The organism is Fodinicurvata halophila (genome assembly GCF_042651425.1).
In the GTDB taxonomy this organism is placed as follows: domain Bacteria; phylum Pseudomonadota; class Alphaproteobacteria; order Kiloniellales; family DSM-21159; genus Fodinicurvata; species Fodinicurvata halophila.
This window is the reverse complement of sequence record NZ_JBHSCW010000010.1, coordinates 161867-176207: the sequence shown is the minus strand read 5'-3', so window position 1 is coordinate 176207 and position 14341 is coordinate 161867. Positions and strand designations below refer to the sequence as shown.

The following is a 14341-nucleotide window of genomic DNA, read 5'->3' as shown; positions in this document are numbered from 1 at the left end:
ATCCTCAGGCCCGGCTCAGTCGGGTCACGGGGCGCAGCACGGCATCGCTGCCGGGCAGGCTCGGCTCGCCGCGGAAGTTCACCAGGTTGTCGAAGCGCTGGCGGCAGGTCGCGGCCGCCTTGTCGCAGCCGGGCGTCAGGCGGATGCGGTCGCCGATGTCCGGCGGCCGGCCCAGGGGCTCGAACAGCACCAGGCGCCCGCTGTCGGCGCGCAGCTCCTTCACCTCCAGGGACCGGCCGGCATGGCGGCCATCGAGAAATTCCACCAGCCCGCCGCGCCAGGCCTCGGGCGCCGCCACCTGGATGTCGCAGGCCAGGACCTGGTCCGCCGCCAGCCCGCCTGGCCCGCCGGCGCCCAGGGCCGTCACTTCGCCTTCCAGCGCCAGCGCCGCCAGGTCCACGCCGCAGCGGGCATCGCCCAGGTCGGCGCGGCAGTGCGGCTGGTAGACGTCCCCCAGCGGCTGGTTCAGGCGCTGGGCCGGCCCGCGCAGCTCGGCGCGGAAGTGATGGTCCCGGGGCTCGATCTCGCCGATATGCCCCTCGGCCAGCACCAGCGGCGCCGTCCCCTCCGGATCCTGCCAGTCCACCTGCAGGATGCGCACCCGGGCCCCGTCATAGAGTCCGGCGCGCAGGTCGGCTTCGGCGATCTCCTCGCTGTGGAAGCCGCCCCAGGCCTCCAGGCTGTCGCCGGTCAGCCGCCCGGTGGCGCGGATCTCGCTGGGCTCGAAGCTGACGGCCGGGCGATAGCTCTCGCCGGCGATCGTCAGCGGCCGGTCGTGGGTGGTGAAGCCCTGCACCCGGCCGTCGCGCCGCTCCACCCGCCAAGCGAGCGCCAGGCGGGTCAGCGCCGCGCCTTCCCCCGGCCAGCTCACCTCAGGGTCATAGACGAAGCCGTCGCGCACGACCTGCTCACGTGACCAGACGAAGACCCGGGCCGGCCCGCGCGCCAGCGCCTCGGCCAGCGCCCGGTCGATCGCACGCCAGCGCCAGGCCTCCTCGCCCAGCAGCACGAAGCCCGCGAAGTAGTGGATCGCCGACAGGGGATAGCCCAGCACCTCCTGGGCGATGCGCCAGGTCTCGGCCGTGCGCGCGAAATCGCCCGCCACCACCCAGTCGTAGTCCTCAACCTGCAGCACGTCATAGGCCGGCCAGGCCCAGGCCGCCGCCGGAAAATTCAGGCGCGTCAGGATCTCGCTGTCGGGGCGGAAGACCTGCGGCGTGAACAGCAGCAGCGCCACCTGCACCGCCGGATAGGCCGCCCGCACCCGGTCGCGCAGCGCGTCGGTGGCCGCCCCCAGCCGCTCGCGGCACCAGTCCAGATAGGGCCCATGCACCTCCGCCGGCCCCTCCACCCGCTGCAGCCAGGGCGTGGGCGCATAAAGCCCGGTCTCGGCGTGATAGGCGTTCAGCGTGAAGGCGTCGTAGATGTGCGGCACCTGGGTGCCGAAGCTGCCGTCCCACCACCAGGGCTCGCCGATCTGCAGGCAGGGCGCCAGACCGGCGTCCACGGCCAACCCCAACGTCGCCTCGGCCACGCCGCCCAGCCAGTCCAGGGCGGCCGCGTTGCAGGGCGAGATCAGCGACGAGGGCGGCTGCCAGCCGGTCAGCGCCATGCGGCCCGCATGGTCCTTCTGCGCCCAGTCGGCCGGCATGAAGTCGGCCAGGATCTCGAAGCTGAGCGACAGCCACAGGCGGAAGCCCGCCGCCTGCAGCCGCGCGCAGAGATCGGCCAGCCAGGCCGCCGCCGGCGGGTTCAGCGACGCCTGGTCCGGGTCCACCTGGAAGCGCCCGGCGCCCTCGTCCCAGGACAGGTTGTGGAAGTGCGAGATGCCCAAGTAGAGCACCCAGTCGTCGCGATAGCCCAGCTTCACCGCCTGCGCCACCACCCGCGCCGGTGTCAGGTGATAGGCGTTGTCGTAGCCGTCGGCCATGGCCAGGCCATGCGGCGCGCAGCCCTGGTCGTTGATCGCCAGCAGCGCCCCCGGACCCGTGCAGGTCAGCTCCTCCAAGTGCACCTCCACCGTCTCGGCCTGGGGCAGGCGCTGCTGGGTTTCCACCGTCACCCGCACCTCCTGCCCCGCGGCCATGCTGTCGGTCAGCACGGCCGCCGGCTCGAAGCTGACCGTCTGCTGCGGGCCGCTCGTGGTGCTGGTGACCCTGTACGCGTCCGGGCCCGGTGCGCGCTGGGCCGGGAAGACCAGGCGGTCGCCCGGCGAGATCGTCAATCCGCTCGGCACCGCCAGGCTCACCTGGCTGTCGCCGCTGGCCAGCGGCGCGGCCAGGCTGGTGCGCCCGGCCATGTAGCTCCGGGGCGGCAGGGTCAGCAGCACCCGCTTGATGTCGTCCACCGGCACCCGCGCCGCCCGCACGGCCTCGGGGTCGTTTGCGTCTGGCGGGCTGAAGCCACTATACAGATGGTCGTCGAAGACCACCTCGATGACCTGGTCGTAAGGGTCGTCGTCCGCCGCGTTGGGATTGGGCAGCACGCGGTGGTTCCACAGGCGCAGGTGATGGATTGGCCCGCCATGGGTCTCCAGCGCCAGGGCCGGCCCGTTGAAGGCGTCCAGGCCCAGGGTCTCCGGGTTGGCGCGGTAGCGGAAGCGCAGGCTGCAGCCGCGATAGCTGGGTTGCGCCTCGTAGCGGTGCAGCAGGTGCCCGGCCGTATCCTCGCTCGCCCAGTGCGCGCCGGCCAGGTCCAGGTTGCGGCGATAGACGGCGCGGAAGACCAGGCTGTCGTCACCTGCGCTCACCAGCGAGGCCGAGGTCAGCAGGTTGAAGTCCGTCTGCCAGTAGTCCGGCGCGAAGCGCATGATCTGGCCGTACCGCTCGGCCGCCGGCAGGCTCATCAGATAGCTCATGACAGGATCACCTCCACCAGCGGCACCTCGGCCACCTCGTGCCCGCCCGGCGCCAGCCAGGAGACCTCCAGCCGGTCGCTGTCGAAGCGCACCGGCACGTCGAAGATGAAGCCGGCACGCAGCTCCACGCCCGCTGCCGGTGCGCTGTCGAAGACCAGCTCACCGGCCAGGCGGTCCACGCTCCAGCCCGCCGTCACCTCGGCCCCGTCCACTTCCACGCCGTCCAGGGCCACGCGCAGGCTGTCCACCTGCGGCAGGGTGATGCGCCTCTGGTAGCTGGCCGCCCCGGCGCCATAGCGCTTGACCAGCGCGAAACGCCGCCGCACCCCGTCGCCATGGCCCAGCAGCTGGTCGGTGGGACTGACCGCCTGCGTCGTCGGGCAGGACTTGTAGTCGGCCCAGTCGCGCAGCGGGAAGGCGCGCGCCCGGCCCCGGCGGGCATAGAAGAAGTCCATCAGCAGGTCGCGGTCGGCGGCCGAGCGCAGCCCGCGCGCCGCATTGAAGCGCAGGCGCGCCGCCGCCCGGTTCTGGTTGCGCTGCTCGCGGCCCGAGGCGGTCTCCACGATGGCGGTGCTGAACTCCGGCCCGCCCTCAGACCCCCGGGCCAGCGCCAGCGGGAAGGCCACGTCGTCGAATCCCCCCGGATCGAAGCCTTCAATGGAATGCTCAGGCATCGCGCCGTCCCTTCTCGACAATGCGGGCCAGCTGCACCGCCGCCTGACTGGCGGCCTGGCGCACCCGGCGCGGATCGCCGCCGGGGGCCTGGATGTTGATGGTGATCTGCGGCGCGCCCGCTGCCTCTCGCGTCGCCGCATTGGGCAGGATGCGTCCGCCAGCATCGGGCCGGAAGACCTCGGGCCCGCGCTCGCCCACCAGATAGGCACGGCCCGGCCGCACCGGCCCGCCGCTGGCCCGCGTTCCACCAAACGGCAGCAGATTACCCAGGAAACCGCCCAGCTGGTTCGTCACGCCCTGGCCCAGCTGCTCCAGCGGCCCGTCCAGCACCCGGCGCAGGGTCATGCGCTGCAGGTCGCCGACCAGGCCGCGCAGCACCTCGGACAGCTTGCCGCCCTCCAGCGCTGCACCCTCGAAGGCGCGGGCGAAGGCCGTGCCCAGGTCGTCGGCGGCCCCGTTCAGGCCGCGCGCCGCCTCACGGCTCTGCAGCAGGCTCCGGCGCAGCTCCGCCAGCGCCTTGGGATCGGGCAGGCCGGCGGGCGATGCCTCCAGCACCCGGCCCAGCTCGGCCTCGGTCTCCCGGCGCAGGGCCTGCAGCTGCCGGCGATAGTCCGCCAGGTCCACCTCCAGGCGCAGCGGCGGCGCCTCATGGCGCCCGTCATGACCATAGGGCGACGACAGCTCGGCCATGCCCAACCTCCTCTTCGCGTGGGGACGTCACGGAATCTTCCCATTTTTGTTTCAGGGTCCCCGCGTTGCCTTGCCGGCCCGCTGGGTCTAGGCTCGCGCCATTCGCGGCTTTCCAGGGAAACAGACGCATGGCCCGCTTCCTGCTCTACCTCTTCTGCCTCGCCCAGTTGGTGATCGCCTTCCTGCCGCTGGCGCGGGTGGCCGTCTTCGAGGGCCTGTCCGGAGAGATCTTCGGCCCCTCCAGCGGCACCGCAACGCTGGTGATGAACACGCCGGTGGTGGCCAGCGGCTTCTGGCTGGTCGCCTGGCTCAGCCTGGCGCTGCTGTCCTACGGCTTCGCCCGCATCCTGGCCCAGCAGGCGGCCCTGATGAAAAGCCTGGAAAAGCTGCCCGTCCGCGAGGCCCCGGCCCGGGACACCGCCCCGCGTGAGGAACCGGCCCCTGAGGAGCCCAGGCGCGAACGCAAGGCCCACCGCGAACCGCCGTTGACGGACGAGCCGCCGCTCAAGGACGAAGACGAGGAGGAGACGCGCAGCCGCCGCCTCCGCGGCCTGCGCAACGAAAAGCCGGCCCGCCAGGAGAAACAGCGCCGCGAACCCGTCCTGGGCACGCCGGGCACTGCCAATGACGAGCGGTGATGCGCCCCTGATCCTTCCAAACCCTCTCCCTACCCACCGTCATGCTGAGGTGGCTTGACGCAAGTCAAGCCCTCGAAGCAGCTTGGCACCAACAGCGCCGTTGGCATTTTGCCAGGTCCATCAGTCGGTGCCAGCCTGTTTCGAGGCTTTGCCTTCGGCAAAGCGCCTCAACATGAGGAAAAGGGAAGAGGGCTTAAATATTTGCAATAATTAATAAAAAAACCTCCCGCCTTCATAAAATTTCCTTCACCTTGAGGCTGCGCGAAGCGCACTCGAAAGGTCTCTTGCACCGGCGGCGCCGCTGGCATGCTTCCCGACGCCAAGCGTCAGCAGGACCCAGAGGCGCTTTCTCCCAGCAAGGCCACCAGACATTCCAGTTCTTCCCGCGACAGGCCGCCGTTGGTCGGTGTCAGCAGGCCGCGGCCTTCCAGCAGGGCGGTGAACTCGCACGGGGTCATGGCCCAGAAGGTCTCCGGGGTGAGCCCCAACCGCCCGAAGGCCAGCGCCATCAGGCGGCGCCAGTCGATGCGCCAGTCATGTCTTCCGGCTTTCCCGGCGCGGCTTCGGCGGAGCCGCCTCCCTCCTGTTCCTCACCTGCCAGCGCCTGAATCAGCAGTTGTGCCGCCACGGGCAGCAGACGGGCCGCCCCCGCGCGCAGCAGGCGGTCCTCGATCTCCGGCTCCGACAGCGCCTCCGGCCCCTCCTCCAATGCCAGGGCCAGCAGAGTGACCACCTCGCCGATGCGCCAGCCCTGGCCCGCGACCAGGCGTTCGGCCAGGTCGGGCAGTGGGCCCAGGGCCGCCTCGGCGCGGGCCACGAAAGCGAAGGTCGGGCGCAGGCGATGGTGCCGGCCCTGCAGGGTCAGCACCACCTCGCCGCGCTGGGGATTGCCCGTCACGCCCACGCTCATGGCGTGCCTCCCCCGGTGGTGAAGCTCACCGGCCCGCTGCTCTCCAGGGTCAGCGAGAAGGTCTCGGCCTCGTTGTAGCTGCCGGTGCGCACGAAGCGGGCGATGCAGACATCGCCCTGGAAGCGGTCGCCGTTGTCGAAGGTGACGCGGGCGCGCTCCACCTGCCGCGCCACGGCGCTGGCCTGCAGGCGCGCCCAGGCGGCGCTGTCGTTGGCCAGGCCCTCGGCCTCGATGGTCAGGCGCTGCACCCCGGCATCGGGCAGCAGCTCGCGAAAGCCCTGGGAGTCCAGGGTGGTGGCGTCCTGCAGGTCGTTGTCCAGGCTGACCGCATTGCTGCGCAGCCCGGCCACCAGTTCGAAGCTCTCAGGGTCCTGGAGGTCGGCCAGGTACAGGCGGGCCAGGCGCCCGCGATAGGCCTGGTGACTCATGGCGTGCTGCCTCCTTCAGGCTGTGTAAAGTACAGGCCCTCGACCTCCAGGCGGGCCGCGCGCCAGGGCCGCTCTGCCGGTGCCGCCAGCGGCCCGCGGCAGGTCAGCGCCGCCAGTTCCCCGCCCGGCCAGGCAAAGTCGGCGCCTTCCAGCAGGCGGCGCGCCCGCCGTAGCGGCGCGTCAACCTCCTCGGCCGGCGCCTCCTGACGCGCGTAGGCGGTGAGCACGACACCCAGGCGCGCCAGGCGTACGTCCTGTACGTCCAGGTTGGTCTCCTGCTCCGGCCGCCCGATGACCAGCAGCGGCAGGGGGGCCGTCGCCGGCACCGGCAGGGCGGTGAAGAGCGCCGCCCCGCCATGAAAGGCGGGCAGCAGGGCGGCCAGTTCGGCATCGCCGCTCAGGCGTTCGTAGAGCGCCGCCGACAGGCTCATGAGCCCGCCTCCGGCCGCACAGCCTCCAGCCGCGCCTGCTGCAGGCCGTCAGGCCCGGCGGCGGGCACCAGCGCACGCAGTTCGTAGTCCACACCGGCGTGGCGCAGGCGGTCGCCGAGCTTCAGGGCCAGATGCCCGGGCAGCCAGGCGCGTCCCGTCACGGCGCTCACGTCATAGGGCGCGTCCGGCGCCCCGGCCGGCAGGCGCAGCTGAATCTGGCCGAAGACCGGCCCCGCCTCCTGCCAGTCCACCTGCCACCGGCCGTCACTGTCGCGGCTCTCGACCCGGCGCAGCCAGGTCAGGCGCGCGTTCAATCCCATCATCACGCCCACCCCCTCACGGCTTGCGCCAGGGCCGCAGCAACAGGCGCGCCTCGCCGGGCAAACCCTGGCCCTGCAGTCGGCGCGTCACCTGCTGGTCGCCCAGGCGTTCCTCTTCACGGCTCAGATCGGCGCCGCGGCCCAGCAGGCTGCCCGCCACCAGACGCAGCGCCTGGCGGATGGCATCGGGCAGCGGCACTTCGCCCGGGCCGTCGCCCCAGCCCGACTGCCAGCTTAGCGTCACCGGCACGCCGGCACGGAAGCCGCTGGCGCGCGAGACGGCCCATGGCCGCGCCGTGAAGCCCTCGGGCGCCAGCGCCGCCCCGTCGACCTCGACAGAGGAGAGCGCGCTCAGCGGTCCTTCCGGCAGTTCCAGCAGGCGCCGCCGGCGCGGCGGCACGATCTCGCAGGTCACCTGCCGCGCCGTCAGCGACGCCGTGCCCAGCCAGGCCGCCACCAAGGCCTCGGCGGACTCCGCGGCCGCCTCCAGACGCGGATGGCCCGCCTCCACCCCGGCGAAGGCGGCCAGCTCCGCCTGCGTTAGTAAAGACATCGTTACTTCTACTCCCTTGCGCGAAAAAGCACGGGCGGGTCCACGCTAGGAACCCGCCCGTCAGTCAGGGGGATAGGGTGGTGTGGTTCAGGCCAGGTGGGCCGGCAGGTTGTCGGCCAGCACGATGGCCTCGCCGGTGGCGTACTGGTAATCCGTGCGCGCCGTCATGGTGTACTCCACCACCCGGCGGCGCGGCTGCCACTGGCCGTCCACGGTCATCTGCCGCTGGATGCCGAAGAACAGGTTGCCGGCCGGTGTCATCATGATGCGGGTCCCCGTAGCGCCGCTCAGGTGCGGCTCGGGGATCACCGGGATGCCGAAGTAGCGCAGCTCGGGGAAGCCGCCCACCAGCACCCGGTCGCCCAGGGCCGTCTGGCGGCTCGCCGTCTCCTCGGCATAGCGTTCGGCGAAGGCCACCGGCACGAAGATCGCCTGGTCCGTACGTCCGCGAAAGCGTACGGGCTGCTGGCGCAGCAGCAGGGCCAGGACATCGCGCGCCGAGCTGTCGGCGTCGATGCCGTGGGCCACGTCCTCCAGGTCCAGGTCGTTCACCGCCGCATCGGCCTCGGCCAGGGCGATCCAGCCGTCGTTGATGGAGCGGAAGGGATCGCCGCTCTCGGCCTCGGCGCCGTTCCAGGCCAGGTCGTTGACGTCGTTGCCAAAGGCCTTGGCCAGCAGGCCGGCGATGGCCTGTTCGGCGTCCTGCTGTTCGATGTTGTCCTCCAGGAAGGTCAGGGTCACGTCCTCGGCCCAGATCACCTCCACGGTGGACAGGCCGCGCCGGCGCACGCCCACGGCGTCGGCCGGCGTGGGCGCCGTGCCCTCGCTGCCCCGGCGCAGGCGGCGCGCCGTCACCGTCAGCTCGTCGGTATGCCCCTCGGGGCTGTTCATCCGCCGCACCTGGACCCGCGACAGGGCCACCTGCTGTTCGATCAGGTAGTCGACGAAGCGGTCGGCCGTCTCGGCGGCCAGCTTGCCGCCGCCGGTGAACAGGCTGGAGTCGATGGCCCGTGTCGCCGCCTCGCCCGAGCGCAGCTGGGCCAGCCGCGCCCGCACCTCGCCGGGGTCGGACAGGAAGATGCCGCGAAAGGCCTCCGTTCCGCTTCCCCCGGCCGCACCGGGCAGCAGCGGCCCCGCCCGCTGCAGGCGCAGTGTCTCGCGCGCATCGGCCAGCTGCGCCTCGGCCGTGCCCAGGCGCGCCTCCAGGTCGCGCACCCGGCCGTCGGTGGGCGCCGCCCCGGCCTGCAGTTCGGCCAGCAGGCTGCCGCGCAGGGCCGCCACCTCGCGCTGCACGGCGCCGGTCAGCGCCGCCTCCCCCGCTGCTTCTTCCCGGCTCTCGGCGCGCTCCGGCGCCTGGGTCTCAGTCTCTGCCGTCATGCTGTACTCCCTTGCTGTACGTTGATCTCTTGTCACTGCATCGTCTGTCGGCGCCAGGGCGCGCAGCAGCGCCAGCGCCTGGGGGTTGGAGGGCACGGGCACCAGCGAGACCTCCAGCAGCTCGACGGCCTCGAAGACCGTGATCGAGCGCCCGCCCGGTGCCTCCTCCTGCCGGCTCTCCAGGGGGATGAAGCCCACCGACACGGCCTGCAGGAAGCCGGCGCGCAGCAGGCGCAGGGCCTGTTCGGCGCGCGGGTTCACCGTTTCCTCGGCGAACTCCACCACGATGTCGAAGCCCGCCGCCCCGGCGCTGTGCCGCACCACCCGGCCGATCACGCTGTCCAGCGCCGGCGCCTTGCCCTGGGCGGCATAGCCGTCGTGGCCCCAGAGGAAGACCGGGTTGCGGTCGAAGTTGGCGGTGCGCACCCCGCGCGGGTCGATGCGGGTGCCGTGGCGGTCCACCCCCGGCCCGATGGCGCGGAAGGTCACTCGCCGGTCCTCCGCCTCCGCACCCGGCCGGCCGTCATCGGCCAGGGCCGTTCCTTCGGCGCGGCGCAGCACGCCGGCCGTCTGGCCAACTGTCTCCATTTCAGCTTCCATGCATCCTCCCCTTCAGCTCTCGGAAACCTCGGCCTCGCCACGCGCCCCCGCCGGGTCCTCGCCCAGCAGCTCGCGATAGCGGTCCAGGGTGATGGCCCCGTTGGCCAGCAGCTCCCCGGCCCGGCGCAGCAGGTGTTCGCGGTCCTCGCGCAGCGGGCTCTCGAATTCGAACCACAGCCGCCCCGCGCCGTTACCCTGAGGCCCCGCCTCCTCCGCCAGCCGCGGCAGCAGGGCGTGGTTGACCGCCTCCTCGATGCGACGCAGGCGCGGCAGCACGGCGTTCTCCTTGTAGGTCGCGTCCGCCGCCTCGGCGTTGGCGCGGTTGGCATCGGTGGTCAGGCCGACCTTGCTGGCCGGCAGCTTGTAGATGGCGAAGACCTGGTCGCGGCTCAGTTGCGCCAGCTCCAGGAAGGCCAGGTCCTTCAGCTGGCCGCCCAGCTGCTGCACCTGCCCGCCGCGGCCCAGCACCGCAGGCCCGCTCGCCGGGTCGCGATAGCGGTCCAGCCAGCGCTCGCGAATCAGGTCGGCCTGTTCGCTGGTCAGTTCCTCGGCGCTGGTGATCACCAGCTCCGGCGTCGCCCGGTTGCGCAGCAGCGCCCCGGCATAGGCCCGGGCCTGCTGGTCCAGCTCGTGCGACAGGGCCAGCGCCTCCACCGGCGAGGCGCCGCGCAGCGGCTCCGCCGGATGGGGATAGCGCAGGAAGATCACGTCGCGCGCCGGCAGGGTCTGCGGCGCCCGACCCGGCACCTGCAGGCGCCAGCCCGCCAGCTCCAGACCGGCGCGGTCCAGCACCGGCCCCTCGATCCACTGCGGATAGAGGATCTGCAGCCCCGTGACCCGCGCGCGGCCACGCCCGTCCTGTTCCGTCACCAGGTGCCAGAAGGCCTCGCCCGTCAGGTCCAGGTGCAGCTGCGTCAGCTCCAGCAGGTCGCCCCAGGTCTGTAGTGCATTGGGCCGGCGCAGCAGGGGCGGAATCTCCGTCTCGTCCAGCCGCCGCCAGTGCCGTTTGCGGCCACTTCTTTGCCAGAGGTCCCAGGGCGCGGCCCGCACGTCCTGGGCCAGCGCCCCGGCCGCCGCAGCGACCCAGCCGGCATAGGCCTCCAGCGCCTGCCGCCGCCCGCGGATGGGCCGCAGCTCCAGCTCCGGCCCCTGGCGCAGCAGGCCGGTGAAGCCACCGCCATTGCCCCGCGGCCCCGCCACCGGCGCCGCCCGCCGTTTCGTCAGCCAATGCAGCATCACGCCCTCCCACTCATGTAAACACCTGCGGCGGGCGGGCGGCGGTCAGCTCGGCGAAGGCGCGGCTCAGCGCGTCGATCTGGTCCTTGTGGGCGCCGTTGGGAAACAAGCTCGCCTCCTCCAGAAATGCATCGTTCCAGGCGCCGCGGATCAGGCGCAGGTTCCCGGCCTCGGCCTGGGCGGCCACCGGGGCGGCGCGCGTGACCTTGTCGCCGCTTTCCGGGCTGGCCTTCACGCGATAGCCGGCCAACCGGCGCACCAGCCAGGCCGCCTGGGCCTTGCCCGCCTGCCCCGGGTCCTGGGGCAGGGCCACCAGGCAGCCGGGCCCGTCCTGTTGCGCACAGGTCAGGATGGCGCGCTCGACCTCCAGGCCGCTGCCGCGCAGGCGGACGATATCCTCGATGTAGAAGATCCCCTCGGCCGAGCGGCTCAGCTTCACGCCCACGGTCCAGTCCGGGTCGGCCCCGGCCCCGGCGCCGGCCCGCGTGGCCGCCAGGTCCCAGCCGCGCACCGACGTGCAGTCGGCCGGCAGGGCGCCCGCGATCGCGAACCAGTCCCGGCGGAACAGCCCGCCTTCCCGCGGGGCCGGCCGCTGCTGCAGCTGGCCGGCGGCGGCGTAGCTGCCCAGCGTGTCCTTCAAGCGTGCGACCTCGCGTGCCGGGAACTGTTCCGGCCACAGCAGCTCGCCCGCCCGTCGGCGCGGATCGGCCGGCCCCAGGCGGGTGACGCAGCGCCGGTCGGGCTCGAACTCCATGGGCAGCATCAGGTGCTCGTAGTCCATCGCCCGGGCCAGGATCAGGCCGCTGACATCGCGCTCGTGCACCCGCTGCATCACCACCACCAGGGCCGAGCGCGCCGGATCGTTCAGGCGCGTGGGCACCGTTTCCAGGAACCAGCGCAGCGTGGCCTCGCGCACCCGGTCCGAGTCCGTCTGCTGCACGTTGTGCGGATCGTCGATCACGAAGCGGTCGCCGCGCTCGCCGGTGGCCAGCCCGCCCACCGAAGTTGCCAGGCGGAAGCCGCCGGCCCGCGTCTCGAACCGGGCCTTGGCGTTCTGCTCGCGCGACAGCTGCACGCCGCCGCCCCAGCGCGCCCGGTACCAGTCCGAGCCCACCAGCCGGCGGCAGCGCAGGTTGTCGCGGATCGACAGCCGCTGGGAATAGCTGGCCAGCACGCCGCGCAGCCAGGGCCGGCCCAGGGGCCCCCATTCCCAGGCCGGCCAGAAGACGCTGACCGTCAGGGACTTCATGGTGCCCGGCGGCACGTTGATCAGCAGGCGCGTGATCTCGCCCCGGCTGACCGCCTCCAGGTGGCGGCAGAGCGCGTCGATGTGCCAGTTGCCGCGATAGCGCCGCCCCGGCTCCAGCACCGGCCAGGCCAGCTCGATGAAGGCCGACAGCGAGCCCGCCGCCTCCAGCCGGTCCAGCGCCGCCAGGCCGGTTCCAGGGTCGTCCAGCAGGGCCGGATCATCCAGGCCGCGCGGCAGCTTTCCCTTCCGAAGCTCTCGTGCCGCCAAGGTCGCTCCTGCAGCGCACGCGGTGCCATGTCCTCTGCCTCCGTTGCGCGCTGCGCTCATGCCGCGATGGTCGCCGCAGCACACGAAAAAAGGTTTACAGGATGCATCTTAACCCCAACCTGTGGCTGGATAGACCTTCGCCGGAACTCTCAAGACGGGCAGGCGTCCCATGCGATCCGCCCGGTTCGTTGCCTGCCCGAGAAGGTCCGGCGCCTGGCCGCTGCCGCGCGGCCGGGACCTCAAAACCTCGGAACCTGAGGAGGCACCATGTCAGAACAGGACGACCAGAACGTCGACGCCCCTGCCCACACCCCCGAACAGACAGGACAGCGCAGCACCGGCCCCGGTGTCAGCCGCCGCGGGGTGCTTGCCGGAGGCGCCGGCCTGGGCCTGGGCAGCCTGCTCGGCGCCTCGCCGGCCCTCGCCCAGAAACAGGGCGAGGTCCAGTTGGCCGAGCACGACCATAGCGGCACCATGAGCAACCGCCTCTACTCGGTGAACCCCGCGCACCCCGAGATGGCGGACATCGCCGAGAACCCGGTGAACGTGCCCGCGCCCATCGAGCGCAGCGAACCGGCCACCGTCCAGGTGGAGCTGGAGACCATCGAGCTGGAAGCCCATCTGTCGAACAACAGCACCTTCCGCTTCTGGACCTTCAACGGCACGGTGCCCGGCCCCATGATCCGGGTGCGCGTCGGCGACACGGTGGAAGTCACCATGAAGAACGCCGATGACAGCTGGATGATGCACAACGTGGACTTCCACGCCGCCACCGGCCCCGGCGGCGGCGCCGAGGCCACCACGGCGGCGCCGGGCGAGACCAAGAAGGTTACCTTCAAGGCGCTCAATCCCGGCATCTACGTCTATCACTGCGCCGTGCCGCCGGTGGCGCTGCACATCGCCAACGGCATGTACGGCATGATCCTGGTCGAGCCCGAGGAGGGCCTGCCCCCCGTGGATCGCGAGTTCTACGTCATGCAGGGCGAGATCTATACCGAGGAGGCCTTCGGCACCTCGGGCCTGTTGACCGAGAGCTACGAGAAGCTGCTGAACGAGCGGCCCGAGTTCTTCGTGATGAACGGCCACGTGGGCGCACTGACCGACCACTATCCCCTGAAGGCCCAGGTGGGCGAGAGCGTGCGCATCTTCTACGGCTCCGGCGGGCCCAACTATTCCGCGGCCTTCCACGTGATCGGCGAGATCTTCGACCGCGTCCATCCCTATGGCTCGCTGACCAGCCCGCCGCTGGAGAACGTGCAGACGGCCATGGTGCCGGCGGGCGGCGCCATCATGACCGAGTTCACCACCCAGGTGCCGGGCACCTACGTGCTGGTGGACCACGCCCTGTCGCGCGCCGAACGCGGCCTGGCCGGCCACCTCATCGTCGAGGGCGAGGAGAACCACGAGATCTTCAACCCGATGGAAGAGGAAGACACGGCCTGACTTGGCGGCGCCCAAAGGGCGATCACGTCAAAGTCTGAAACAGCGGCGCCCCGGAGAAACTAACCTCTGGGGCGTCGTTATCTTGTGGGGCGCCGGTCTTTCCGGGCCAGCCGTTTGTTCAGCAGGCGGCGCAGGAAGGCGCGCTCGGACCGGTCCAGCTGGGCCGCGGCCAGCAGGGCCTCCGCCCGCTCGGCGCCCGCATCCGCACTGTCGTCCGCAATGCCCTTCTTTCCAGAACCGTCCGACGCGAAACCCTCCGCAGGCAGCGCCGCCGCCCGGCGCGTCATCTCCTGCACCCAGCGCCGCGCCTCCATGCGCAGGCGGGCATGGCTCAGCGCCAGGCGCCCGTCGCCCTCCGGGTCCGCCGGTTCACTGCCGTCCGCAATCTCCAGGATCTCCTCGGCCCACTGCTGCCGCTGCAGCTGCAGGGCCAGCGCGAAGCGCCGCGCCAGCCCCGGCTCGCCCGCCAGCGCCGCCAGCACCGCTGCGCGCTCGGGAATGCCGCGCCGCCCGCAGAGCTGCCCCAGCACCTCCCCCGCCGCCAAGCGGCGACAGAGAAAGTCGCGCCAGTCTTCAGCGGTGGCGTTGGCCGCTCCACCAGCGTCTCCGCCCTGATCCTCCCCGTCCGCACCCATCGGCCTTTCCCCACGAAAAAACCCGCCGCCCC

General features: G+C 72.0%; 15 protein-coding genes. 2 read left to right on the top strand and 13 right to left on the bottom strand.

The genetic code is table 11. The features are described from left to right. Nucleotides 1-4: 4 nt before the first annotated feature. The 3 genes from ACFOW6_RS15990 to ACFOW6_RS15980 are packed head-to-tail and all read right to left on the bottom strand — an operon-like array spanning nucleotide 5 to nucleotide 4222. The gene (locus tag ACFOW6_RS15990; protein WP_382423424.1) at nucleotides 5-2857 is read right to left on the bottom strand and encodes a non-contractile tail sheath protein; all 2853 of its coding nucleotides are present in this window, start codon (nucleotides 2855-2857) and stop codon (nucleotides 5-7) included. Further along, entirely contained in the window at nucleotides 2854-3531 is a 678-nt protein-coding gene (locus ACFOW6_RS15985; protein WP_382423423.1) for a DUF2460 domain-containing protein, read from the bottom strand. The genes ACFOW6_RS15990 and ACFOW6_RS15985 overlap by 4 nt, the downstream gene beginning before the upstream one ends. Further along, nucleotides 3524-4222 (bottom strand): hypothetical protein, encoded by a 699-nt coding sequence (locus ACFOW6_RS15980; protein WP_382423422.1) that lies wholly within the window; start codon nucleotides 4220-4222, stop codon nucleotides 3524-3526. Before ACFOW6_RS15980 ends, ACFOW6_RS15985 begins: the two co-directional genes overlap by 8 nt. Before the next feature lie 128 nt (nucleotides 4223-4350). Here ACFOW6_RS15980 and ACFOW6_RS15975 point away from each other — a divergent pair, with 128 nt between their 5' ends. Continuing rightward, nucleotides 4351-4860, top strand: a complete 510-nt coding sequence (locus ACFOW6_RS15975; RefSeq protein ID WP_382423421.1) for a hypothetical protein — start codon at nucleotides 4351-4353, stop codon at nucleotides 4858-4860. A gap of 326 nt (nucleotides 4861-5186) precedes the next feature. Here the strand turns inward: ACFOW6_RS15975 and ACFOW6_RS15970 are convergent, their stop codons facing one another. From ACFOW6_RS15970 to terL, 9 genes are all read right to left on the bottom strand, one after another. Next, nucleotides 5187-5369 (bottom strand): phage tail assembly chaperone, encoded by a 183-nt coding sequence (locus ACFOW6_RS15970; protein WP_382423420.1) that lies wholly within the window; start codon nucleotides 5367-5369, stop codon nucleotides 5187-5189. Next, nucleotides 5369-5770 (bottom strand): GTA-gp10 family protein, encoded by a 402-nt coding sequence (locus tag ACFOW6_RS15965; protein WP_382423419.1) that lies wholly within the window; start codon nucleotides 5768-5770, stop codon nucleotides 5369-5371. Before ACFOW6_RS15965 ends, ACFOW6_RS15970 begins: the two co-directional genes overlap by 1 nt. Further along, nucleotides 5767-6198, bottom strand: coding sequence for a phage tail tube protein (locus ACFOW6_RS15960; RefSeq protein ID WP_382423418.1), 432 nt, complete (start codon nucleotides 6196-6198; stop codon nucleotides 5767-5769). Before ACFOW6_RS15960 ends, ACFOW6_RS15965 begins: the two co-directional genes overlap by 4 nt. After that, the gene (gp17, locus tag ACFOW6_RS15955) at nucleotides 6195-6629 is read right to left on the bottom strand and encodes a tail completion protein gp17 (protein ID WP_382423417.1); all 435 of its coding nucleotides are present in this window, start codon (nucleotides 6627-6629) and stop codon (nucleotides 6195-6197) included. The genes ACFOW6_RS15960 and gp17 overlap by 4 nt, the downstream gene beginning before the upstream one ends. Continuing rightward, the gene (locus ACFOW6_RS15950; RefSeq protein WP_382423416.1) at nucleotides 6626-6952 is read right to left on the bottom strand and encodes a hypothetical protein; all 327 of its coding nucleotides are present in this window, start codon (nucleotides 6950-6952) and stop codon (nucleotides 6626-6628) included. Before ACFOW6_RS15950 ends, gp17 begins: the two co-directional genes overlap by 4 nt. Before the next feature lie 13 nt (nucleotides 6953-6965). Continuing rightward, complete coding sequence (locus tag ACFOW6_RS15945; RefSeq protein WP_382423415.1) at nucleotides 6966-7502, bottom strand: hypothetical protein; 537 nt, start codon at nucleotides 7500-7502, stop codon at nucleotides 6966-6968. Between the two features lie 87 nt (nucleotides 7503-7589). Beyond that, nucleotides 7590-9479 carry an HK97 family phage prohead protease gene (locus tag ACFOW6_RS15940; RefSeq protein WP_382423414.1) on the bottom strand — a complete coding sequence of 630 codons (1890 nt, stop codon included), beginning with the start codon at nucleotides 9477-9479 and terminating at the stop codon, nucleotides 7590-7592. Nucleotides 9480-9491: 12 nt separating this feature from the next. Continuing rightward, nucleotides 9492-10715 carry a phage portal protein gene (locus ACFOW6_RS15935; RefSeq protein WP_382423413.1) on the bottom strand — a complete coding sequence of 408 codons (1224 nt, stop codon included), beginning with the start codon at nucleotides 10713-10715 and terminating at the stop codon, nucleotides 9492-9494. Between the two features lie 13 nt (nucleotides 10716-10728). Further along, nucleotides 10729-12231 (bottom strand): phage terminase large subunit, encoded by a 1503-nt coding sequence (gene terL, locus ACFOW6_RS15930; RefSeq protein ID WP_382423412.1) that lies wholly within the window; start codon nucleotides 12229-12231, stop codon nucleotides 10729-10731. Between the two features lie 267 nt (nucleotides 12232-12498). Here terL and nirK point away from each other — a divergent pair, with 267 nt between their 5' ends. Beyond that, the gene (gene nirK, locus ACFOW6_RS15925) at nucleotides 12499-13674 is read left to right on the top strand and encodes a copper-containing nitrite reductase (RefSeq protein WP_382423411.1); all 1176 of its coding nucleotides are present in this window, start codon (nucleotides 12499-12501) and stop codon (nucleotides 13672-13674) included. 77 nt (nucleotides 13675-13751) lie between these two features. Here the strand turns inward: nirK and ACFOW6_RS15920 are convergent, their stop codons facing one another. Beyond that, the gene (locus ACFOW6_RS15920; RefSeq protein WP_382423410.1) at nucleotides 13752-14309 is read right to left on the bottom strand and encodes a terminase small subunit-like protein; all 558 of its coding nucleotides are present in this window, start codon (nucleotides 14307-14309) and stop codon (nucleotides 13752-13754) included. Between the last annotated feature and the right edge of the window lie 32 nt (nucleotides 14310-14341).